At 41.6% G+C, this 24,579-nt stretch carries 21 protein-coding genes; all 21 read right to left on the minus strand.

Translation table 11 applies throughout. From position 1 onward, the window contains the following. Nucleotides 1-111 precede the first annotated feature (111 nt). The 21 genes from GUY17_RS19355 to GUY17_RS19455 all read right to left on the minus strand — a co-directional run bounded on the left by GUY17_RS19355 (nucleotide 112) and on the right by GUY17_RS19455 (nucleotide 24,297). Nucleotides 112-4,758 (minus strand): DUF6701 domain-containing protein, encoded by a 4,647-nt coding sequence (locus GUY17_RS19355; protein WP_174839663.1) that lies wholly within the window; start codon nucleotides 4,756-4,758, stop codon nucleotides 112-114. Then, the gene (locus GUY17_RS19360; protein ID WP_162024056.1) at nucleotides 4,748-5,203 is read right to left on the minus strand and encodes an MSHA biogenesis protein MshP; all 456 of its coding nucleotides are present in this window, start codon (nucleotides 5,201-5,203) and stop codon (nucleotides 4,748-4,750) included. Before GUY17_RS19360 ends, GUY17_RS19355 begins: the two co-directional genes overlap by 11 nt. After that, a complete protein-coding gene (locus tag GUY17_RS19365) occupies nucleotides 5,193-6,020 on the minus strand; it encodes a prepilin-type N-terminal cleavage/methylation domain-containing protein (protein ID WP_162024057.1) in 828 nt (275 codons plus the stop codon). Before GUY17_RS19365 ends, GUY17_RS19360 begins: the two co-directional genes overlap by 11 nt. Beyond that, the gene (locus GUY17_RS19370; protein WP_162024058.1) at nucleotides 6,020-6,556 is read right to left on the minus strand and encodes a prepilin-type N-terminal cleavage/methylation domain-containing protein; all 537 of its coding nucleotides are present in this window, start codon (nucleotides 6,554-6,556) and stop codon (nucleotides 6,020-6,022) included. The genes GUY17_RS19365 and GUY17_RS19370 overlap by 1 nt, the downstream gene beginning before the upstream one ends. Further along, nucleotides 6,546-7,034, minus strand: coding sequence for a type II secretion system protein (locus GUY17_RS19375; protein WP_254439943.1), 489 nt, complete (start codon nucleotides 7,032-7,034; stop codon nucleotides 6,546-6,548). The genes GUY17_RS19370 and GUY17_RS19375 overlap by 11 nt, the downstream gene beginning before the upstream one ends. A 222-nt stretch (nucleotides 7,035-7,256) precedes the next feature. Continuing rightward, entirely contained in the window at nucleotides 7,257-7,781 is a 525-nt protein-coding gene (locus GUY17_RS19380) for a prepilin-type N-terminal cleavage/methylation domain-containing protein (protein ID WP_162024060.1), read from the minus strand. A gap of 65 nt (nucleotides 7,782-7,846) precedes the next feature. Beyond that, nucleotides 7,847-8,452, minus strand: coding sequence for a prepilin-type N-terminal cleavage/methylation domain-containing protein (locus GUY17_RS19385; protein ID WP_162024061.1), 606 nt, complete (start codon nucleotides 8,450-8,452; stop codon nucleotides 7,847-7,849). A gap of 109 nt (nucleotides 8,453-8,561) precedes the next feature. Beyond that, nucleotides 8,562-9,140, minus strand: a complete 579-nt coding sequence (locus GUY17_RS19390; protein WP_162024062.1) for a hypothetical protein — start codon at nucleotides 9,138-9,140, stop codon at nucleotides 8,562-8,564. 56 nt (nucleotides 9,141-9,196) lie between these two features. Further along, nucleotides 9,197-10,411 (minus strand): type II secretion system F family protein, encoded by a 1,215-nt coding sequence (locus GUY17_RS19395; protein ID WP_101087692.1) that lies wholly within the window; start codon nucleotides 10,409-10,411, stop codon nucleotides 9,197-9,199. A 2-nt stretch (nucleotides 10,412-10,413) separates the two neighbouring features. Next, entirely contained in the window at nucleotides 10,414-12,174 is a 1,761-nt protein-coding gene (locus GUY17_RS19400) for a GspE/PulE family protein (RefSeq protein WP_162024063.1), read from the minus strand. Continuing rightward, nucleotides 12,171-13,463, minus strand: coding sequence for a lipopolysaccharide assembly protein LapB (locus GUY17_RS19405; protein ID WP_162024064.1), 1,293 nt, complete (start codon nucleotides 13,461-13,463; stop codon nucleotides 12,171-12,173). Before GUY17_RS19405 ends, GUY17_RS19400 begins: the two co-directional genes overlap by 4 nt. Beyond that, on the minus strand, nucleotides 13,460-14,404 hold the full coding sequence (locus tag GUY17_RS19410; RefSeq protein WP_162024065.1) for an ExeA family protein: 945 nt from the start codon (nucleotides 14,402-14,404) through the stop codon (nucleotides 13,460-13,462). Before GUY17_RS19410 ends, GUY17_RS19405 begins: the two co-directional genes overlap by 4 nt. Before the next feature lie 69 nt (nucleotides 14,405-14,473). Next, a complete protein-coding gene (gene mshL, locus GUY17_RS19415; protein ID WP_162024066.1) occupies nucleotides 14,474-16,156 on the minus strand; it encodes a pilus (MSHA type) biogenesis protein MshL in 1,683 nt (560 codons plus the stop codon). Nucleotides 16,157-16,169: 13 nt separating this feature from the next. Then, a complete protein-coding gene (locus GUY17_RS19420) occupies nucleotides 16,170-16,472 on the minus strand; it encodes an MSHA biogenesis protein MshK (protein WP_162024421.1) in 303 nt (100 codons plus the stop codon). Between the two features lie 4 nt (nucleotides 16,473-16,476). Further along, nucleotides 16,477-17,133, minus strand: a complete 657-nt coding sequence (locus tag GUY17_RS19425; RefSeq protein ID WP_101087698.1) for an MSHA biogenesis protein MshJ — start codon at nucleotides 17,131-17,133, stop codon at nucleotides 16,477-16,479. Continuing rightward, nucleotides 17,130-17,750: a fimbrial assembly protein gene (locus tag GUY17_RS19430; RefSeq protein WP_101087699.1), complete on the minus strand. Its 621-nt coding sequence runs from the start codon at nucleotides 17,748-17,750 to the stop codon at nucleotides 17,130-17,132. Before GUY17_RS19430 ends, GUY17_RS19425 begins: the two co-directional genes overlap by 4 nt. Further along, nucleotides 17,747-18,628 (minus strand): biogenesis protein MshI, encoded by an 882-nt coding sequence (locus GUY17_RS19435; RefSeq protein ID WP_242445183.1) that lies wholly within the window; start codon nucleotides 18,626-18,628, stop codon nucleotides 17,747-17,749. Before GUY17_RS19435 ends, GUY17_RS19430 begins: the two co-directional genes overlap by 4 nt. A gap of 286 nt (nucleotides 18,629-18,914) precedes the next feature. Beyond that, the gene (gene csrD, locus GUY17_RS19440) at nucleotides 18,915-20,825 is read right to left on the minus strand and encodes an RNase E specificity factor CsrD (RefSeq protein WP_162024067.1); all 1,911 of its coding nucleotides are present in this window, start codon (nucleotides 20,823-20,825) and stop codon (nucleotides 18,915-18,917) included. Between the two features lie 205 nt (nucleotides 20,826-21,030). Next, nucleotides 21,031-22,278 carry a malic enzyme-like NAD(P)-binding protein gene (locus tag GUY17_RS19445; protein ID WP_101087702.1) on the minus strand — a complete coding sequence of 416 codons (1,248 nt, stop codon included), beginning with the start codon at nucleotides 22,276-22,278 and terminating at the stop codon, nucleotides 21,031-21,033. A 434-nt stretch (nucleotides 22,279-22,712) separates the two neighbouring features. Beyond that, nucleotides 22,713-22,925: a 50S ribosomal protein L31 gene (gene rpmE / locus GUY17_RS19450; protein ID WP_011639173.1), complete on the minus strand. Its 213-nt coding sequence runs from the start codon at nucleotides 22,923-22,925 to the stop codon at nucleotides 22,713-22,715. Between the two features lie 139 nt (nucleotides 22,926-23,064). Continuing rightward, nucleotides 23,065-24,297 (minus strand): FimV/HubP family polar landmark protein, encoded by a 1,233-nt coding sequence (locus GUY17_RS19455; RefSeq protein ID WP_162024068.1) that lies wholly within the window; start codon nucleotides 24,295-24,297, stop codon nucleotides 23,065-23,067. Between the last annotated feature and the right edge of the window lie 282 nt (nucleotides 24,298-24,579).

Genomic DNA, 24,579 nt, shown 5'->3' on the forward strand with positions numbered 1-24,579 from the left:
ACAGGTTAACAATTGCTAATCTGACGTTTTTTTTTGTAAAAGTATCTAAAAAAATGCTAATCGGTCAAATTTAATCCTAAAAAGCGTAAAAGAGATGCTTTTTTATTCGGATCATTGACTAACCTCACGCCAATAAATGATCTTATCATGGCCTCGGTAGCGACCAAAGTACGCACTTGCTCTTGGCTCATAGAGCTGAGTCGGACTTACTTGGTCCCAATTCCAATACCACTTAAACCAATCCTCGGCTTGTAGCGGTGCGGTCACTTGACCTCGATATGCGACAGAACCAGTGTTTTGCCATAATAAGGGGAGTTGGCCATTGTTCATCGTAACGTTCACGGCACTGTTGCCATCACTACGGGTAACGGTTTCACCAGAGGTTAATAATGGGTCGTATATTTCGCTACCATCAAGTAGATCGACTACTCGAGTACAGCTATCACTGACGTTAGTTATCCAGCCGCTACCATTCCAATATTGAGCATACGTTGGCATGCGTAAAATTTCATTTTCAGGGCCATAAGTATTATCCATCACTACTCTGCCATGACGAAAATCTTGAGTCGACAATTGTTTCGCATTGCAGGTGTTACTGTCAGCGCAAATAGCACTGCTGTCTGCACGCATATCAGGTGAGGCAATAAACGACACCGCTCCATCATTATCAAATGCTTGTACGCCAAGAGCTAACTGACTAAATGGTCCATCCACAGCCGGTGCCACGGTACGACGAAAATTTGCTTGATAAGATAATCCGACGTTTGCTTCACCCAAAGCCCAAGAACCAGCATTTATTGGTAAAGCACTTAATCTACCACTCAAATCTACACCATTATTGATGTTTTCACCCACAAGGCTTGCACTACCTTTAGCAAAGGCTCCTTGATAATTTTGGGTTACGTAAGTACCGGTATTCAAGGCACTTAATGTTAATGTCAAACCAAACGGTTGATCCATGTAGGTAAAGCTACCGCAAGATGGCAATACACTTGAACTGCTGACTAAAAATCGGTCTGGTATAAAACGACCTATATTAGGAGATGCGGCTAATGGAATGTCATAAAAACTCGACCCTAAATAGCTACTCGGTGGATTAGCGGTAAAGCTAAAGACGCCCACTTCGGTTACCGACTGAGATACGGTATTACTATTAGTCGTTTGCGCAGCATGATTGTATAGCGATGATCCCACAACCCCTAACACACCTCCGGCTGGAGCAACCAACTGATGACCTAATACAATATTAGTATGGGAATAATTAGGGGTATTTACATTATCGCAGTAATTTGTGTCCCCATCCGCTTGCCATGCTTTACCTTGAATAATTAAATCAAATGACTCGCCAGCTTTTTTATATCGATTACAAGTACTACTAATATTTGCAGAGCACTCTGCAACACTATCTTTGGGGGTAACGCATAAGCCTACAGGGAAACTAACAAACTGATCTGAACCTAACATGATCAACCCCTGCTCATCGCCTGTGCCAGTATACTTTGCATCTAGCTGTATTTTTCCTGCATCTGGATAGTTCACATTAATATTTGCTTTGCCCGTTGCATCAAATGCCAACGCAAGCGTTGTTGCTGCGCTACTCTGTTTACCCACCACGGTACTATTTACTGTTAATGACTGGCCATTAATTGGATTGATGGGGTCGATATAAGAGCTCCAAAAATTGACATTTTTAGTGGTTTTGGAAAACAGAGGTACGCACTGTTGAGTGATATCTGAGGTTTTCACTGCACTAATAGTAATGTTGTCAGTTGGCTTGTTTGCCAGCTTATCTGGCACAACAAAAATAAAACCGCTCTCGGCAAAGCTTAAGGTACAACTTGCTGTAGTTAGCCCTCCCGAACCACGGCGGCACAAGGTGTTACTGCCTGCTATGGTTGAAGGAATGGAAGATGTTACCCCAATAGTGGTTGGCGTAGTCACATTGTTGCGTAAAGCGACCGTTGCACTGCCATTTTCAAACCTCACTACATTTGTTTTACTACCGTCGACATACCAAGCACCATTGGAATTAGGAGCAAGCGACAAATTAGCCTCTACGGGATCAGTAAACAAATTACATACCGCATCTTTACAGGCTCTGACCGTCATGGTTTCGGCCTTACAGGTAAACGGCGAGCTGGTATAGTCAAACTCAAAATGATGAATTTGTTGACCGACTGGATTGGATTTAAGGGCACAAACCTTAAAGTTATCCATCTCATGATTATTGTTAGAGCCACCCGTAGAGCCAGTTATAGATAGGTAAAAATCTTTAGGGACAGGAGCTTGCCCCGAGAAACTTAATGCATCAAAAGGAGCGATTAAAGTCACGAAGTCAGCTGGATTATCTCTATTTAACGTATCACGCAGCACAGACACCATGGCTTTGCCTGGTGTTCGCGAATCGATGATGATTTTATATTTATGGTTTGGCTGAGCACTGGCCGTATTGCGCACATCAATTCTGGGGGAAATGTTGGCATTAGTACCTGTTAGATATTGGTAATTTGTGCCTGAGGAACCACGGATAGCCACCGCCTGACTTCTAAAGCCTGGTCCACCCACTTTACCTTCATTGGGGCTAGAAAAATTACCATACTCATCCAGTGCGATACCTAACCAACCACCAGCAAAACCGGGAGTGCCGTTGTTACGCTGGGCATATCCTAAGGCACCACCAAAACTGCCAGGCTGAGGAGTAATACTGGCATCGGACAAGATAATTGCAATGCCGTCAGCCCCTGTGCCACTTAGACTCGACCAAGCATAATAGTCAAACTCCAGCTCAACTAAATTATTCGCAGCAGGGAATAATCGCTGATAAGTACTGGATGTCGCTTGATTACCGCTAGCAGAGGTAAAACGCAGACGCCCTTCTTTTATTGAGGGCGGTAATGAAGAGCCTAAGACCTTGAGCGCCCAATCATCACCAACATCAGAACGCGTAAATTCGTCACGAAAACAAACTAAGGTGTCTACTTTTTTCTCAAAAGCCACAAAACTGTAATTCTCCCAACGATGTTTGCGGTCGTTATCTCTAAAAGTATCTTCGTCAACGACCATACTCACTTTGTCGTTAGTCAACTGACAACGACGAAGCCAGCCGCCATCGCCACCTAAGCGGCTATTTTTACCCGCCACCAACATAGGAGCATTAGTAAACCCCTTTAATTCGGTCGTTACAGCACATTGATCTGTAATATCCTTAGTGCCGTTATCCGTAAACGTTTGCGCTTGACCAAAGTGGTAATTGGTTTCTACACCATTTAAGGTCATGGTACCGCTAGCCGTTGTACCGCTAGGGGTGCTCAACGATAAATAACCAATGGTTTCATTTTGAATTGAATTGTTATTTAAATTATCTGGTTGACATCGACTATTGCTATAAACCTCTGACGCATCTAATGCAAGTTGAATTCCTGTGCCCGTAAACTCGGAGGTACTCGTTAACCAACAGTCATTATTCTGAGTTTGAATCTGATTCAACACCACATCTTGGGTAGCAGGTAAAGTAACAGAGGTATAAGGGGCACTGGAACCAAATATAGCCTGATCATAATCAACTGAACCTGCAATTAGTGTTACGTCGTCTGGGAGTTCATAAGTGCCAGCTGTGACGGCTATCCAGTGTACTTCAGGCATTTCAGTCGATTTCACATAACGGTTTGTGGTTGAACTAGGTTCTTTTTTAGACCAAGTAAAACCTTGATTAGAAACACTGCCAAGGAATACCGATGCAGGACCATCGTTGTTACTTTCTTCGGTGGTTGGCATTAAGAAAATTAATGGTGTGACGGCAGTGGGAAATGCTGCGTCAAATGTTACATATGTTGAGCCGCTGCCAGATACAGTAGATTTACCATATTGAATATGAAATTCCGCCTGAGGTATATTAATAGTGCAATTAGGCACTGTGGTAATATTAGATACTTTATTATCAAAATTGACCCAGCTATTACCCTCTAACTTTATTTTGCTTGCCGTTAATGCCCCATCCAACTGGGCACTACCACTAATGGTCGCGTCCCCCTCAGCAAAGACATAAGCATTAAGTTGAGCATTACCATTAAGCACAAAATCGCCATAGGTATAAATCATAAATCTTTCAGACTCATTTATTAAGTTTAGATTGTAGTGTCTATAATCATTTTTAATAAAAAACGTCACTGTACCTGTGGTTGGAAACTCAAATTCCACACCATTGTTTATAGATAAGGTTTCAATCCAATATTGCCCAGACGATAGCACTATTTTACCTGATGATGCCGTCAGAGACTTCATTTTGTAAATGCCATTTCCCGTATTGAAAGTCAGTGTCCTATCACTGCCGCCGCTTAAATTGATATCGCCATATTCCCCCTGTTCAACAGTGACATTGGGGGCAGCCGATGTAGGAGGCCCTATTTGTTCAGTGCTAGTAGAAGTACATTGACTAAAGGCTAAGCGGTCGCTGGGAATAGTCGCAATGGGAGACGAAGCCTTACATTTTTTTTCCTTGTCATTATTTGGCACGCAGGACTTATCCACCTCATCGACTCGAGTCGCGGGCAACTGACCATTGGTTGGTGCATTATATAATCGAGCTCCACTGGCAAAATCTATGGTGGCATCAGTACCGTGGGCATTAAGCCCTTCAATAAAGCTACTGTCCCAACTCGCCATCAAAGGGAAACCAGTTAAGCCGAAACTAAAACAGAGTAAGAACTTAAAAAATAAGCCCCAAGCTTTACCTTTCAGTAACCCAGCTTTATTTCCCACGCGCTTCTACCTCCACTTGGCGACTCACTCGCAAACACGTTGAACTGCTGGAGTTACCAGCACAATTACCGGTTTTACATACCGCTGAGCTGTTAATTCGATATTGCGTGACACTGCCCACAGAGGCAGTATTGCAGCTAATCGACACAGTGCAGTTATGAAACCCATTTAATCCGCTTGGCGGCGTCCATGTAGGGCTAACATTAGTACAATTAGCTGCTGAACCTAACAGTGGAAATAACTCAGCCAACGCCGTATCGGCGCCGCTATTGGCACTAAACAAAGCTCGAGTGCCCCACACCTCCATGTTTACAGATTCATCTGCATCACCGACAATACGAATTAAACTCGCGGCAAGTAAAAACATCACCGTTAGCACAAATACACCAATAATTAGTGCGCTACCTTGTTGAGAATGTTGGGTTAATTTCAGCTTAGGGAACATTCATCACCTGTACTTGATGTTGATATTGAAATGTTTCACCATTGACGCTAAATAGTGGCTGCAAATGCACTATAGCATTAGTCACCAGTGTCGATGGAGTCAAGATCACCGCGGGATTAACCGCTAAGGTATTAGTGACATTTTGTGTCATCAATACGCCATTGCCCATTGCTGCTGGTGCAGGCTGATTGACCTTATAACCATAGTTTTGGTACAGGCGCAGATCAACATTGCTAGCTGTATTAACAAAACAGTAGCTTAATGGGCTATCGGCAACAAACAAGCGTTTTAACGGTGAGGCCTCAGTAAAACGCACACTTTGAGTTAATGTAATGGTGAGTTGATCGCTTATTTCAGCCACACTCTGCACAATAAATCGTTTGCCGGTAGTCGCTTGAGGATTATAAATTTCGCTATTGGTTAAAGGATAAATTAGCACTGACTGAGCAGCATTAATGGGACGAATACTTTTAATCGCGGTTATGGTATTTTGCGCAATTTGAGGCACAAACGGTGCTTCAAGAAACGATGTGCTGGTGCTAATAGGCAGTAACTCCAAACACTGATAACTGCCATCGGTTGCGGTAAGTACCCGCATACTATTGGGCACTGCACGGCGAATATCTCGGGTCATCCGCTCGATACCAAAACGGCTTTGACTGAGCACTTGATCTACCGCACTTGATTCAACAAAAATACGGGTACCAAAAATCACAAAACTACTAATCCCAACAATAATAATCCCTAAGATTAAAATGACCGTAACCATTTCAATTAAGGTAAAACCTGCTGCTTTTAATCCTCGTCGTAAAAGCATTAGTAGTTACTCCTTACCGCTTGGTAAGTGATCACTTCATTAGCAGGGGTTGTTACATCTACTGTAATTAATTTTTGCGCTTTCGTTGCTGAGTCGAGATATGCCACAGTGACTTGCAACTGATAGCGAGGATAGGCTTGGACATAAGTTTGGCTCGAGTCGAGCATGTTATCGTCTTCATCCAAGCCATTATAATCATCAACGTCGTTGAACATGTCTCGGCTTTCACCGTCTAGGCCTAATGCTGATGCTGCAGTACAAGCGATACCAATAGGTGCATTACACGCTGGTACTCCGCCATTAGGATTGGTATTTTGATCATATCGCTTACCCCAAATTTCATTCATTACCGAATGAGCTAATTCTGCCGAACGCACTCTTTGTAATGTTGATGCTGCTCTATCCGCCTGGGGAAAAAGCATGCTAGTGAGCATCACTATCGCAATGCCGATCACCATCATGCCAATGACAAGTTCGATTAAAGTAAAACCACGAGTAGGTTGTGATAAACGATGAAATTGAATGTTACGGAGCATAAATATACCCCTCAGACTCTACCGCAATGGCTAAGGTTTCATCTGCCACCACATTAAAGCAATGGCCAGAACAAGCCGGAGATAACATGCGACCTAAGCTGTCGAAGGTAATCGAAAACACTTGGCTAGCATTACTGGTTAAGGCGACATGAGCATTGCCGCTGAAGGTTTGTTGTTGCTCTATACGTACTTGGTTTGTACATAAGCTAGCGGCTCTTCCGCTAAAATGGCGTAACGTATAACCGCTTGATGTCACATCAATTTGATAACACTGATCAGTATTCTGGATGGCTTTAAGTTGGACCTGGCGTAACTCACTAATAAATTCACTGCGTAAACTGTAGGCACTAAAAGATGAATCAGACATCAAACGCGGCAACACCGCCACGGCAATAATACCAATCACAATCATGGTGGTAACTAATTCAACCAAGGTAAACCCAAGCTGAATATTGCGTTGTTGACTCAATTTGATAATGCCCTCTTTGTTCTGCCAATCTATATCCGAACACTTCAATCACTTAAATCACAACAGTGTCAGAGACTTATACTAGCGGATCCAGTATGGCAAAAACAGCCAATTTTGTCTGCTTATTTATATACTCGACTTGTTCGCTTTTGAGGGCGTGACTGATTTATATATTAACGTCAAAAAAATGCAAAAAAAAACCTGCCGAAGCAGGTTTGAGTATCAATCAGATTAACATTTAGTTGTATCTGAAATGGCAACATATGTCGGTAGGACAGTTGCACTAGAAGCTTCTTTGTAAGTAAGGGTGCAAGTTGCTGGTGCGCCGACTTGCCAAATTGTAGCTACACCAGAACTAACAAAAATGGTCCAATCAGAACCACCAGTTGCAGCTGTTGCAATTGTAGGATTTGTAGCACTTGTACCTAAGTTAAAGGTAATATCTAATGCTTTTTCAAGCTCTAATTTCACACCTTGCAAGTAACCATATTGTGTAACCGCTACAACTCCAGTTGAAAGAGTAACAGCAGGTGCCGGAGAAGCACCTTTAGCTAACTTTTCTTGTCCAGCTAATGCCGCCTTAGAGTAAACCAATGTATTTGCACTTTGAATTGCTGCTTTCATTCCACTTAAAGCAGAAACTCGCGCATCACCTTGCAAGTTAATAAACTTAGGTGCTGCCGTAACCGCTAAAATACCTAGAATAATGATCACTACCACTAATTCGATTAATGTAAAACCTTGTTGTTTTTGCATATTAAATAACCTCTATAGAAAATAAATGGGTAAACCAACATCACTGCGAACAGTGGTAAATCAAATTAGTTGTTAGTAAATGATACGACCTGACCCGTACCTGCATTATATGTTACACCGTTAGCACCCGCAGTGTCTAAATCAGGCGCAGGATCGGCCACTCCCGACGTTTGATTTAGCGCTAAAGTAGCCACTTGGTGATAAACACACAAATCAAGACCAGTAACAGTTTGGCCATCAATACTGGTAGATGAACCGCCGACACCATTTTGCATTCTTACGGTATAACGATGATTACGAGCATCCTGATTGAACAGTACATTTCTAGGAGCATTTTGTAAAACTGAATCAAATACTTCCTGACATGTTTCGTTGGTCATTGAGGTAACATCAGTATTGGTTGTGCCAGTTGGAAAACCAAAACGTGTATCGAGTGATACACTAGTACCATCTAAAATAACATTGTTGTTACGACGACCATCAACTTCCCATTGTGCGCGAACAAAACTCACTGCTGTGGCTAAACCACCAGCAACACCATCAACGCTGGCGTCTTCAGCATCATCGGTCACATTTAGAAAACGTGGGATCGCTGTAGCGGCTAATAAACCGAGGATGACAATAACAATAACCAACTCGATCAATGAAAAACCTTGTTGTTTCAATTTCATAATAACTCACTCTTATCTATAGCGCCTACAACAGGAAATAATACTGATTAAGCTATAACTTCACTAATATTAGCAGCTTATTTAAAATTTAACACTAATGGTACAAACTTTATCCATCGCTCATTAAAAAAATAACTCTACCCGTTCGTAGCTGATAACTTAAACTAGCTGTATTGCCTGAATAGTAGCGGCAAATGTTCTCATCAGGCTGATAATCTACCGTAATATTTAACTCTTGAACATTAGTTGCCAATAAATGCCCCCACAGTTGTTCACAACCTTGGACATCATTAGTGTCAATGGTTGGCCAACCTTGATTAGACATAGCAATCCAATTATCGGTGCCAACCAAATCAGCATCAGTATTAATAGCATCCATCTTACTCGGAGCATCTTTTGATACTGTATTGTCATCGCTAATCTTACTTGATGTCACATTCGATGCCATATGATGCCAGGACAACTGCATTTTATGAGGTCGGCCAGAAGCTAACCACTGACTACGCACCATAGCTAAGACATTCAAAAAACGATTATGTTCAAACTCTAAACCACGCCCACCTATGTTTGAGGTAGTATTGACATAACGTCCGCCAAAAATAGCCAGCAGCGTTAACACCACCACAATCGCAATAACTCGCCCATAGACTTTAAGCAGATCGCCATCCGCTTTTTGCTGGCTCAACATCTCGATACCCAATGATCTGTTTGCATTCTTTGTTGCGTTCTTTGTTGCATTCTTTGCTAACCGCCTTTTACCACATTCAGCATATCCCACATAGGTAGGTAAATACCCAGTGCCAATATCAATACAATGCCAGCAACAAATGCGATTAAAATAGGTTCGAGTTTTGCAGTGAGGTTTTTTAAATCATAATCCACCTCACCTTCATAAAAATCAGCGGCATCATTGAGCAGCTGATCTATTTGGCCGGTTTCTTCACCCACGGCAACCATTTGCAATACTAATGGGGTAAACAATTGGCTGCTATTTGATACCCTTAGCATTGACTCACCAGATTCAATACCACGGCGCATACCCACAATTTTGTCATGCATATAAGCGTTATCGACCGCATCTGCGACCAAGCTTAATGCCTGTGTCATGGGAACGCCTGCACTGAGCATCATCGAAAAACAGCGACAATAACGTGACAAGGTTGAGCGCTCAATAATAGATCCAATAACAGGTATGTGCAGCTTCCATAAGTCCCATTGCTTCTCGCCCTTTTCAGAGTGATGCCAATATCGAATCCCGACTATGATGCCGATTAATAGCACAATCATGTGAGGCCAAAAATTAACAAACAGATTAGACGTGCCAATTAAAATTTTTGTCGCCCATGGTAATTCAGCACCAAAACGAGAGAACATATCGGCAAATTTAGGGATCACCATAATGTTCAAAATAACCATTGCAATAGTAATCGCAATCAAGACAAACATCGGATAGCGCATTGCGGCTTTAATCCGTCGACGAGTTTCTTGTTCTCGCTCGATATAACCAGACAACTGGATAAAAGCATCTTCCAACTTACCGGTATTCTCCCCAACATGGATCATCGAGACAAACAACGAATCAAATATATCCTGATGTTGATTCATTGCCGACGATAGCGGTCGACCTGAAGTAAGTTGAACAGAAATATCATCCAAAGCTTTTTTCATTCGATCGGAATGGGTTGTTTCCGACAAGCCCGCTATGGCCCTTAAAATAGGAATACCTGAACGCGTTAACGAATACATTTGCCGACTAAAAATTTGTAACTCTTCCAGCGACACCTTGCTTTGAAATAAGCTCATCGAAAAAGATTGCTTAGTTTTCACTTCGCGCAATTCTAGCGGAATGATCCCGCGAGAAAGCAACGCATCGGCCGCCGCGCTTTCATTAGCAGACTCAAGCTGTGCACTGACCGCCTGCCCTTGTGAATTACGTCCTCGATATTGATATAGTGGCATTGTTATAACCCAATATCTTGTTGGCTAACAATATCTTCCGACAACGGCACTTTCGACTCACTAACGTCTTCAACTAGTTTTGACACCTCTTCCAGTGTTGTGGTGCCAAGGAATAAATACTCCATCGCAGAATGCGCAAGGGGAATAAAGTTAGGACTGCGCAGCGCTGCACGGGCAAAATCTTGCGGATTACCCGTTCGCATGGCATCAATCATATTTTCGTCGAGCTCGAGTATTTCAAAAATACCGATACGACCACGATAGCCCGAACCATTACAGGTTTGGCAACCGCTACCCACTTTAAACGTAGCGCTGCTAATATCTTTTTTCGTCACACTCGCAAGCCAGCTGCGTTCAGCTGCGGTTGGTTGATAATCTACGGCACAATTGTGACAAACGCGCCTAACAAGACGTTGAGCGATAATGACCCGCAGCGCACTAGCAACCAAATAACTCGCCGCGCCCATATCGAGTAATCGCAATGCACTGGTAACCGCATCATTTGTATGCAAAGTCGATAATACAAAGTGACCGGTTAATGCACCGCGTAAGCCAATTTCTACGGTTTCTTGGTCACGCATCTCTCCCACCATGATAATGTCAGGATCTTGGCGAAGCGTGGTACGCAGTACGTTAGAAAAGTCTAAACCAATCTTGTGGTTAACTTGTACTTGGTTAATGCGCGGTAATTGATACTCAACCGGGTCTTCTACGGTGATAATCTTTCTATCGGCAGTGTTAAGCTCACTTAAAATACCGTACAAGGTGGTCGTTTTACCACTACCGGTTGGCCCTGTAACTAGCAACATACCGTGGGGGCGTTTAATCTGTTTACGAATACGCGCCACAATATGCGGTGGCATACCGGTTTCATCTAACGTACGTAAACCTGTGGTCTGATCCAATAAACGCATCACCACCGACTCACCATGATAAATCGGCATGGTCGACATCCGCACATCGATTTTATGACCTTTTATTTCTATATGAAAACGGCCATCTTGTGGCATACGTTTTTCTGAAATATCCAGTCCAGCCATCAACTTAAGCCGTAATACTAAAGCAGAGGCGATATTAACTTCACTGAGAAGGTTTTCATGTAATTGGCCATCGATACGCTGACGGATCCGCAGCACTTTCTCGCCAGGCTCAATGTGAATATCTGACGCACGCATTTGCACCGCATCTTCAAAAATAGACTGTAATAGCTTCACCACGGTGGTTTCGTTATCACTGTCGCTTTGAGTCAAATTAGCCAAATCGAACATGTCATCTGCGGCATATTCTTCATCAAGCTTACCGGCAATTTCAGCAATTTGCCCGGTACGACGATAAAGGTTGTCAAACGCGTCGAGTAATTGTTGCTCTGGTGCCACCGCGATCATTAACTGTTTAGGGGCAACTAAGACTTCAATATTATCAATAGCCTGCAAGTCAGCAGGGTCACTCATAGCAACTAATACATGGTCGGAATGACTTTCCACCACTAAAGCTCGATAACGCCTCGCTTGTACTTCGGGGAGAATATTCACCACTTCATCGGCAATCGGACGACGACTAATATCGAGGTACGGTAAATTAAGCTGATGAGATAAAAATTTAAGTAACTGGTCTTCAGTAATACTGTTCAAATCAATTAAGGTGCGGCCGAGCTTTTTACCTGAATTGCGCTGCTCTGCTAATGCTTGCTGTAATTGGGTGTCAGTAATAATCAGCTCTTGAACAAGAAGATCTCCTAACCGCATCTTTAACTTAGGCTTCATCGGTTTTCTCCTAGCTGATCTAAACGCTTTTCAATAAATGTCATAGCTGAAGTTGATAGCCCTTCATAGCTTAATGCTGATCGGTATGCTTGCGCAGCTTGTGGATATTTTTGTTGTGAATCGAGCGCATAACCTAATCCCATCCACCAGCGAGATTGAGTTGACTCAGATACCAATAAGTTTCGGTAAGCCTCCTCCGCTAAAACAAAGTTTTTAGAGTTTTGTGCCAAATCGGTTTGTGCGATCCACTTATCACGAGCCCACGATGAGCTATCTGGGATCATCGCCACCGTTGTTAACGCTTCATCATAAGCTTTTATTGCAGTTTGAATTTGCGACAAAATCACATAAAACTCCCACTGTTGTGGAAACATACTGATTCCACTCTCGAGTAATCTCATTGCAGTCGTTGGGTTATTTTGCGCAAAATAAATTTCGACTAATTGCTTACGGGCTTTATGTAAACTCGGTTGTAAAATAATGGCTTCTAAATAGTAACCCGCCGCATCGTCCAGACGTTGCGCTTGCTCAGCATCCATCGCTTTGCGATATTGCAATTGCGCCATTTGCGTCTTGGAAAGCACCACTTCATTGACGCTCATATCAACAGTTTTTGCTGCAGCAGATACTTCTGCGGGCACTTCTGCGGGTAAGAAGCGAGATGTTTGCGCTGCGATTTGGCCTTGAGTGGATTCAGTATTAATCAGCGAAGCCATATTCTGTGAAGTATTATCCACCGAACCACTTGGCTTCTCTGTGTCTACGGTTGAAGCTAGCACTGTTTGTTGGTTGACGCTTTCGTTATTAACGGCTGATGCAGTGCTCACTTTGGATGGATCAAGCTCGGATATGCGATCCGTTGGTTCAATCATCTCAGCAGTGATTTCTGGCGTGCTCGCTTGAATAGATGCTTGAGTTGGTATTTGAGCTGCTGCTTGGGTTGGTGCTTCAGTTGAAATTTGAGCAAGCTTAGGTTCAGCAACGACATTATCTTGTGGCTGACTCGCCAGCGATGACTGAATATCTTCGGTAATCGATGTATTGATAGCTGTTGTCTCATTGACCATTTGAATATTGGCTTGGCGATACATAGATACACCAAACCACAATGTAGGGATCAGGAGTACGGCAACAACAATAAGGCTAATAAGTGGTGAGCGAGATTTAGCAACTGATTGATACTGAATTTGAGGACGCACAAATTCACCCGCAGGTTGCACTGGTGGTTTGTCTGTTCCTGGTTGCTGACGCTGCTCTAAATCTTTCAGCATCTTGATAATCACACTCATTTAATCTCGCTTATTTGTGTCATCCATTCACCACAACAATTATCACCATTCAACCCAATAACCACCATCACTGTTACAAGCAACATAATTATCAGCATGCTGACACGGGAAAACCCTACTTTATGTTGTAAATTAATATCTTCTGTATCCGTTATCGCAGCTAGACAATGGCGAGATGTCACCTTTTTTTTACCTTGGCCATAACATAGCAATAAGCTCTTATGCGCCAATATATTCACTAAACGCGGGATACCTCGAGCAGCTTTGGCAATGCGTTTAATATCCGCGGTATTAAACAATTCAGGTCCTTGATAACCCGCTACAGCAAGTCGGTAACCAATATAAGCTTGTATCTCATCCCATGTTAATGGACGTAAGTCATAACTAAAGGTAATGCGTTGTCGTAATTGTCTAAACTTGGGTTGAGCTAAACGCTCATCTAATTCTGGTTGGCCAAATAACACCACTTGCAATAATTTACGACTTTCGGTCTCTAAATTAGTAAATAATCTTAATGCCTCAATACTGTCATCCGGTAATGATTGCGCTTCATCTAACACTAACACCACGTGAAAGCCCTGATGATTTAACGTTAACAAGCGCTCATGGATAAGCCTTGTCAATTGTTGTTGATCTAATTTGTTCGGTAACGCTAAACCGAGTTCGCCCGCTACGGCCAAACGTAATTCTTTAGGATTCAAATAGGGGTTAGGTAAGTAAGCGCAATGATATTGAGTCGGTAAGTCATTCAACAGCTTACGACACACTAAGGTTTTACCGGTACCCACTTCACCAGTGACTTTAATAAAACCTTCACCTGTCTGTAATGCGGTTTGCAGCACTTGCAACGCTTCCACATGCGGCGACAACCCAAAAAAGAAACTCGTATTTGGGGTAAGCGTAAAGGGCAATTGACTTAAGCCAAAGTGCTGCAAATACATAATTACTGGCTATCCCTTATCAATTTCAACCGCTATTTTTAATCGTCAATTCTCTACCGTCAACGGTCGCTATTTAGAAGGGTACCAACGTTCGATTAAATCTTGCGAACGCTTTAATTCATCCTTCCATGTGTCACCACCCACAACCGTTGGCTTCAACATAATAATCAATTCAGTTTTCTTTTTAGATTTAGTGCGACTGGTGAAGGCTTCGCCCAGAAAAGGAATATCACCTAATAAAGGTACTTTAGACACTGTTTCAATATTTTCGCTCTTCATCAAGCCACCAATCACCACTACATCACCAGAAGCGGCGCGGATAACGGTATCCGATTCACGGATCTCACTTTGTGCTAACGGTAATTCTAAGGTTGAATCACTGATTTTAATTTCTTTGGTTTGTGAGGTCACGTCAATCACCGAAGGATGGACATGCAATATTACGTTGCCATATTCATCAATCTGCGGGGTTACATCTAAGGCAATGCCTGAGAAAAATGGCGTCAGCTCAACCTGCGGCGTCGTTACCGGAGTGGCACCCGCTACGGTCGTTGAGGATACATCGGTGACAAAGTATTCGTCATTGCCGACTTTAATAACCGCTTTTTGATTATTAGAAGCGGTAACACGAGGGCTTGAAAGTACATCAACATCACCTTGGGTATCTAACAAGTTAATAATGGTACTGAAATCACTTCCGGTGAAATTAATCGAGGTTACACCGCCAATTGCAGACGTAATCGCATTACTTAACCCTTGTCCTGCTGAGGTACTGAAATCAACATTGGTACTGCCAGCATGACCTAAGACATTTTCCCACTGAATACCTTGCTGGTAACCATCGGATAAGGTCACTTCAATAATTTTCGCTTCCAAAATCACTTGGCGCTGTAGATGGCTTTCGGCTATTTGTAAGAAACTTCGAATTTGACGTAACTCATCAGGGAAAGCTCGAACGGTAACAAGCCCTGCTTGAGGGGTTACCACAACCTGTCGCCCGCCACCTGTTTCACCCATTATTGACATTAATGTGGCTTGTAATTCACCCCAAAAATCGGTCTTGGTTGTTGAACGAATAAACGTACCATTGGTATTGTCACTGCTGTTCGAATTTCCATTGCTACTGTTACTATTTGAACTATTACTACTGTTACTGCTGTTGCTATTACTATTACTATTGTTACTGCCATTACTTGAATTATTGTTTTGGTCTGAAATGCGTCCTGAGCTAACGGAGGTTAATGACAACCCCTCACGTTGCATGTAAATATAATTCAAAGGGAAAGTTTCGGTTCGCATACCCGACGGAAACACACGTAAAATACGACCTTCTCGATTCACTTCGTAACCATAAATGTCTTCAACAACTTGAATGGCTTCTGACAAGGTTACCGCTTTTAAAGATAATGAAATTTTACCTTGTACATCTGGATGTACCGCGACACTCAATGGGGTGTCTTTTACTAAGCTGGGGAAAAAAACTCTGGCGTCAACCTCATTGGCTGATACATCAAAACGACGCTCGGCGGGCAATGCTCTTGCTGATTGGCTCAACACATTATTACCATTAAGCTCACGCTGAACATCTTCAGGCATTGCCGCTGGAGGAGGCGTAATGGCTTGACTCGCCTCAGCTTGTTGCCTTGACTCATTCAAGGCTGCTTTCGCTGTTTGTGGGTCGGGCCTATCTGTCGTTTGGCAAGCAACTAAGCACAGCGACATCAGAGGAGTAACATATCTAATCACATTCATTTTTATTCTTATCCTATCGCTCTGTTATCGACTGAAATAGTTGAAGTTTTCTTCCATCTGATAAGGTAACATAGTCCTTGTTAATCTTTGATACTCGTAATCCACTACCGCTAATAGCATCACCTACCGAAAGAATAATATTATTAATAACCGCATAAGTATTCTGGCCGTTAACAATACTGTTTAACACCAAAGATTGATTATCAGCTTTGGCCTGCACAGCAACAAAGCCCTGCCCTGGTAAAGTTGGATCACGTAATGTTTGCGCGTTAGCAGCCGACATTAATAGCATCATTAGGCTGGATGCATACGCCATAGCATTAATCTTGTTTCGCAACACTGATAAAGTCCTTATTCACACTAAGTGTGTAAAGTTCTAATTCAACTAACGCATCGGGATGAGATTCAACACGGTAATCTAAACGCTTCCAATACAATTTATCGGGCATACTTTCCACCGCTTTAATAAACGCTAAAATAGAAAAGTAATCGCCTTGTAACGTCAACTTAATACCATGGCTGTAAAGATTAACTTTACTACCATCACCCACTTGCAATAAGGCTTTGGGCGCAATAGAGGCAAACGACATGAGCGAGACGCCTTTCACATTACCCAGCAAGTTGGCTAATACTGTCGGCATATAATCCGCGGGAACCATATCAACCATTTGGTTGCTGAGGTCAGCATCAATCAATTGCATTTGCTCAGTAATCAACTGTAATCGTTGTTGATAATCTTGATTGGGATCGAGCTGTAAACGCTCTTCATAAAGCGCCACTTGTTGTAATGAAATCGAATTTTCTTGTTCGAGTCCCTTTAGCTGATTCTGAACACTTTGCTGTTGCTTCCACAATGACTCTAATGGCATAAACAGCAACATCCCAATGACAACGAATAAGGCTAACGTAATCAATATCCGCTCTCGTGGACTTAGCTCATTAAATTTTGACGACCACACCAGCCATTGTTGCTTCATTGTGCAAACTCCTTAGCAACGGGCTGGCTTATCAATTTAAACGCCAACGGCTGTGCTTCACCGCGATCCATTGTCATCGCTGAAAATGCATAACCCTTTAACGTTGAAGTGGTTTTTAATTTATCTATCCACAGTGGAATACTTTGAGGATTACGACCATAACCTTCAAACTCAATTCGCTGAGCGCTAGTGTTTTGTTGCTCAATAGTAATATGACTCAACCACACATTGCTATCAGCCACAGCAGCCAAGTCGGTCAACATTGGCGAGTAACCTTGGCTTATCATGGTCTTGCGCTGACTTAGTTCATCTTTTAGTAGTTTTTTAAGATCTAAACGTTGTTGCTCAAGTTCAACCTTTGCTACCAAATCGGCATTAGGTTTACGTAAAGCAATTTGTTGTTCTAGTTGTGTCTTTTGGTCAGTTAATCGACTTTTTGTGCTGCTTGCCTGTTGATTTAACTTTTGCAATTCATCGGTATGCCACAGCCCTACAACATAAAGTACAGCGCAACCTCCGGTGAAAAAAGCCAATGCCAACATCATTCTCGCAAAGGTTAGCCTTTGCTTTTTCGGCAACAAATCTGTGGTATATAAATTAACACTGGTTTTTATCACACTTCACCTCGAGCTAATTCTTGCAACGCTAACTGCGCGAGTAAATTCGATACGCCATCGTGAGTAACCGCGACCACTTTTTGATTAAAGTTAGCACTAACGAGATTGGCCAATGATGAACTATCACCTTCAACCAAAATACTAATTGACCCAACTGGAGCTTGACGTAATTGGCTTTCAAAATAATCCATAGAACGTTGGATTTCTAAACTGAGGTTATCGGCTAAGCCTTGCTTTAATTCTTCTAAAGTCGCTTTATCCAGGTGGTTAAATCCTCTAACGCGACGCTGCATTAACACTTCACCCGCTTTAACAACTAACAACAACAATTCTTGCTGCGGCAAGTGAGCGACTAACATATGTGCCATATTATCGTGTGCTAAGACATGGCTTAATGCCAATTCTTCAATACTGATCCCAACAATATCTAATCCATTGGCATCACAAGCACTGGCCAATTGCATTAAAAATTGACGACTACTGACCACCACATTCACTTTTGAACTGGCAATAAAACTGGATTCGAAATAATCTAGATGAATATTCGTAACGGGCTCGGACACCATGTCTTTAACAGACCAAATCAACGCTTGAGTCACTTCACTAGGCTCAACATTGGGTTTTTCAACTTGTAATAATTGATAATACTGCTGCGACAGCACTAATTGCACCCGAACTCGGCCAAACTGACTCTTTAATGCTTCAAAGGCTTGAGACCAATTGTTTTTTTGTACTAAAAACTGGCTGATAACAGGCGCTGATTGACCTTGCTGTGGCTTACATACCCACAGGGAATTTCCGGCGATAAATACACCTACATTACCCATCAATTGCGATGTCTGCCAAAAGGCTAGTTTACTCAAAAAACCATTGTCCATTGCGTGGCCCATATTCGCTAACATATTAATTATTTAAGATTACTGATGATAAATATATCAGTAAAAATGACATTTTTAAGCCTTGCACCAGCATTTAACATCAACATGATTCGATTACGCTGCATTGTCATTTCTCAGTATTATTGCTCAAATCTAAAACGATGAAGCTTTGTTACTGATACGTTAACGCTATAACTGCTCATTAATATAGCGCATATAGATTGAAAATAGAGTGCAATCTATTGATAAACAAGATCTAACTTAAACAAACATAGCATTATATGACTTAAACTTCAGATCTTTGCCCCAAAAAATCGCCTTGGGCTGCACTCACACCAAGAATTTTTAACGTTTGCCATTCTTCTAAACATTCAACGCCCTCGGCAATCACTTTCACTTCGGCTCTATAAAGGCCACCAATGAGACTACGTATAAATAATTGATTTTCTGAGCGTTGATCTACTCGGCGCACGATAGACCGATGTAATTTCACTAAATCAAAGTGATATTCCTGGATATAATGAGTACCCACAACTGATTGACCAACATTATCTACCGCCAATTTTGCACCCATTTTTCTCAACATATCGAGAGTTTTAACTACCAAAGTATTTTTCTGATTTTTGACAATAATATCTTCAGAAACTTCAAAAATAAGTCGCGCAGCTAAAGGACGATGCTCTAATAATGTAGATTGTAACCAACGAACAAATGCCCTACTGGTCAAACTATCAAGGCTTAAGTTAATGCTGTAAGTTGACTCATTATCAGACATTAACCTGAAGAGCACTTGTTCCAGCACTTGCCTCTCAACCTGTGGCATTAATCCACACTTGTTAGCCATGGGAATAAACAATGTCGCGCGAACATCATTACCTTTTAAATCACGGGCGCGGCTGAATATTTCATAGTGCATAATTTGATTATCACTATCAATAATAGCTTGCTGTAAGATAAAAAATCGTTTGGACACCAATGCATTTTCAATAAAACTACGCCAACGCACAGACCCTTTAGCGATTTCCTCATCTAACGCGCCTTTATCGTACATAAACCAGTTATTAACACGTTGCAGTTGCGCAGCTCGAAGTGCCATTTCGGCTTCTTCAATAAGCTGAACTTGTAAATCGCCAGCGTTAAAAAAAGCACAGCCTAAGTGTAAAAAGTTATCGGGATTACCAATGCCATAAAAAGGTAATGCAAGGCAGGTTTTGAGTATTCGTTGCGCTAACTGGTCGGCTTCTGCCAGTGATAATTGTGGCACTATGATGACTAATTGTGAGTAACTGCGGCGAGCAAAAATACTGTCCTCGTATTGAACGAGTGCGGCTGTAATGGCTTCCGTTGTTAATGACAGCATTGCCTTAACGCCGCTTTCACCGTATTGGTCTTCCACTAAGTCAACATCATCAAACTCAATTAACATTAATACACCATGAGCAACCATTTTCTGATTATGGCTTAATCCGTCGAGACGATTTTGAAAGAATATCGGGTTGCCAATCTGAGTTTGTTTATCAAGAAAAGTGTCTTTACGAATAAATTGATCTAAGCGGCCACGTTCTTTATGAGCATCATCCAACTCGGCCAGCAATTTGCTGATCGCACGATTGATCATCCGTGGTTTGCCATTTGTCGGCATATCGGCAGCTTGCTTTAAATGTCCTTCTAAAATGAGTTTGCTTCGTTGAGCAAGTTGTTCAATGCCATCTAGCTCTCTGGAGTACCATCCATAACCAAAACGGACAAAAATTCCGATGCTGATAAAACCAATAACCAGAATAATAAGCTCGTGCCAGCCAAGATCATGTAAAGAAAATGGCGGCGGCATAATTAATGTCATGGATAATTGGCCATGGCTTAATTCGCTCTTATAGAGCGTTAAACTACTTTTAACGATATCGGCTTGATCACGATGAAATTGATAAACTAATTGGTTGTCTTGCGACAGAGAGAATTCAACCGCTTTGTAAGCGGTCAATAGAGGGGGTAACCAGGTAGAAAATTGACGACTACCGTGTTGTTGATAATCGTCGGCTAACATGGTTTCTAACTCAGCGACTTTTTGTTGCTGAAAAGTGTAGGTCAATTGGGTAAAGCCCATCACCGCACACAGTAAAAATACAAAAGCCACCGCAGCTAATGAAAGCAGCCAAAAACTGGTTAATTTTTTAGTAAGGATCTTGGTGAGTTTCATTTATCCGCTATCCTGCTGGATTTATTTATTTTATTAATGACTCCAATGTTATCCAGTATAACGATTGTGCTCTACAACTTCACTAATCGTTTTTAATCACGCTTATCTTAGGCCTATAAAAAAGGGGCAAAAGCCCCTTTTATTAACGGCAGCAGGTTTATTATCCTTGTTCGGATGAATAAACCTGATTAGGTATGCTTGCTTTCTACACTTTGTATTCAGTCGGTAATGTGGTGATTTTTGCCACCCCAGAATCGATTGCCGCTTGCGATACTGCGCGAGCTACCAGCGGCAGTAATCTTGGGTCCATAGGTTTAGGCAACACATATTGCGAACCAAAACTCAATGATGACACGTTAGGATAAGCCGCTAACACCTCGGCTGGCACAGGCTCTTTAGCGAGGTTAGCAATAGCATATACAGCAGCCAGCTTCATTTCGTCGTTAATGACCGCCGCGCGAACATCGAGTGCGCCTCGAAAAATAAACGGGAAGCACAATACATTGTTCACTTGATTTGGATAGTCACTACGACCAGTACCCATAATTAAGTCTTTACGGATATTATGAGCTAATTCAGGCTTAATTTCAGGATCAGGATTTGAACAGGCAAAGATCACCGGGTTAGGTGCCATTAACGCAATATCATCGGCAGCCAATAAATTTGCACCCGACAACCCTAAAAATACATCGGCATCTTTAATCACATCTTGTAGGGTGCGTTTATCGGTATTGTTGGCAAATAACGCTTTATATTCATTGAGATCTTCACGGCGCGTATGAATCACCCCTTGCCTGTCTAGCATATAAACATTTTCACGCAATGCGCCACATTTAACGATCATAGTCATACACGCAATCGCAGCAGCACCGGCACCTAAACAAACAAATATTGCATCATCAATTTTTTTACCTTGAATTTCCAGAGCATTCAACATGCCTGCTGCAGTAACAATAGCAGTGCCGTGTTGATCGTCATGAAATACCGGAATATTGCATCGCTTAATCAGTTCTTGTTCAATTTCAAAACATTCAGGCGCCTTAATATCTTCTAAATTAATCCCGCCAAAGGTATCAGCAATCGATTCGACAGTATTAATAAAGTCTTCAGTTGTGCGGTGTTTCACTTCAATATCAATCGAATCAATATTCGCAAAACGTTTAAACAGAAGTGATTTGCCTTCCATAACCGGTTTTGACGCTAATGGTCCTAAATTGCCTAAACCTAAAATAGCGGTCCCGTTGGTAATAACCGCAACCGAATTGCCTTTATTGGTATACCGATAGGCATTTTCAGGATTAGAAGCGATCTCTCTAACAGGCTCTGCCACACCAGGACTATAGGCCAACGCTAGATCGTGGCTTGATTGAGCCGGTTTTGTCAGGCAAACAGCGGTTTTACCTGGTACTGGGAATTCATGATAATCGAGAGCTTGTTGACGAATATCTGACATTTTATACATCCTGAAATGCGCTATCTATGAGGAAAGTATGATCCATAGTTCACTTTAACCGTGAACTTGCAGGCCATCTAAAATTTTAATAACAATACGCTAATACAGGGATTATATACATCAAAAACTCAGTGATAGGAGGTGTTGTGAGTCAGAATAGAGGCTACGTTTTATAATTATAACTAATCGAACATGAATATATATAAATCAATAAGTTAAAAATGTAGGAAAATAACAAGATTTACGATAACAATCGGATATAGACGTCGATATTTGCAGTTTATTTTGTCTAAATAACAATAAAGCGAGGTTTGTACTTTTTTGTATTGTTTACCACTAAAAAATTAGTTTTCGTTACAGCACAATACTGCTGTTGTCATATAAAAAACAAAAAAGGCGCCAAAGGCGCCTTATTCAAGTAAATTGCAATGCAATTACTTTTTACCAAGCATACCAAAACGCTTGTTGAACTTGTCAATACGACCACCAGTATCAACAACTTTCTGAGTACCAGTGTAGAATGGGTGACATGCACCACATACGTCCAAGTGTAGGTTTTTACCTGCAGTTGAGTTCACTTTGATGATGTTACCACAAGTACAAGTTGCAGTAATTTCAGCGTAATTTGGGTGAATACCTGTTTTCATTTTGGGCTACCTTAAATTGAAGGCCATGTCGCTCTCCCAACCCGAAGTTGAGCACCACATGCAGTTAATAACAATATGTTTTAGGCGCAAGATAATACAGTGTCTCTTATACACAAACAAGTAGAATTTCTAAGCGATACTACGATTGTCGATGTGTGCGCTCTAGAGTCTCATAGGTAATTTGTGCCTTAGATGAATTTTGATGTTGCTTTAACATCTCACTTGATGGGCACTGTAAACGGCTATCAGACATCAATAAGTAAATTTTACCATTGGCAAATGCATTAGGGTTTGCCTCATAAATCGCCAGCATTGCACCGTATACACTGATTTGCCATTGTCGATAATAACGATCGGCAACTCGCCATAACGTATCTTGAGGAAATTTATCCATTAAACAGGTTTTATCTTGCCCATAAGTCGGTATCGATGACTTGGCTATATTATTGATTGGCAATGGCTGAGGCGATATTTTCGTTTCATGAATAGCGGCCAATAATGCATTACTTTCAGATTTTTTACTGTCCATATCATTCACTGAACCATTCATTGATACTGACTGAGTGGCGAGAACAGGCACAGGTAATGTTGGCGTTAATAGTCCTTGAGACTTACCGCGTTGACTGGCGACTAAATTGTCGAATGTGATCCTATCTACCGCGACATTTTGATAGCGCGAAAGCGTCTCCATTGATGGGCAGCGTAACGAGTGGCCTAATTGCAGTAGACTAATTTTATCTTGATAGAATGCAGAGGGATTCGTTTGATAAAGGGCAAGCATGGCGCCATAAATGTTTGAATTCCATTGCTTACGATAGCGAACCGCTATTTTCCATAACGTATCATTCGGTAACTGATTGATCTGGCAATCATTCAGATTTTTTTGCGTTGTAACAACCTGAGGTATAACGCTGGCTTTACGACTTATAGGCGTAAGCATTGAAGTCGGTAATACCGCAGCTGACTTCATCGTTTTAATTGCTACTGGTTGGTATTGGCTCTGAACAATGGCTTGAGAGAATAAAGGTACCGGTGAGTATTGTAGCCATTTAGCATTACGGTATTCAGAAACAATGAGTGCCGCATCTTTATCGCGGATTTTTTCGGTACCACTTAATACAAAGACATCACGATCACGCTGTTCAACCTCAAGCTTTTCTAACACAATATTATCTTGATAAATTTGGCGTAAATAAAATGTCAGCCGCGATAAATCATGGTGATCGGTTATAACATTCACGGTGAATTGAGGAGATTGTCCGCTTTCAAATGGAATAGTATCAATACTGATATGACTGACTTGTGCAATCACAGTTGAAATACTATCAACCGCCAATAATGCTAATATTGCTAGCACCTTAAAGCTTTTCATTAAATCAATCCTTTCGATTATAAACCGCTTCAGCACAGCGTAAAACACGCTGTAAAACCATGATGTTAAATACACGTATACACTGACAAATAAAATGTTCACGCAAAGCTCATCAGGCTGTAATTTATTATTATTGTTTACTTTTTTAACCTTATCCTTGAGCTAAATCATAAGTATTAACACGGGCAACTATATAAACTAACATAAACAGCTGCAACTAATTACTGATAAACCAAAGTAAATACTCGATTAAGGACTACTTTTTATCACTAATTATGATCA

Origin of the sequence: Shewanella sp. Arc9-LZ (assembly GCF_010092445.1) — a bacterium.
Classification (GTDB): domain Bacteria; phylum Pseudomonadota; class Gammaproteobacteria; order Enterobacterales; family Shewanellaceae; genus Shewanella.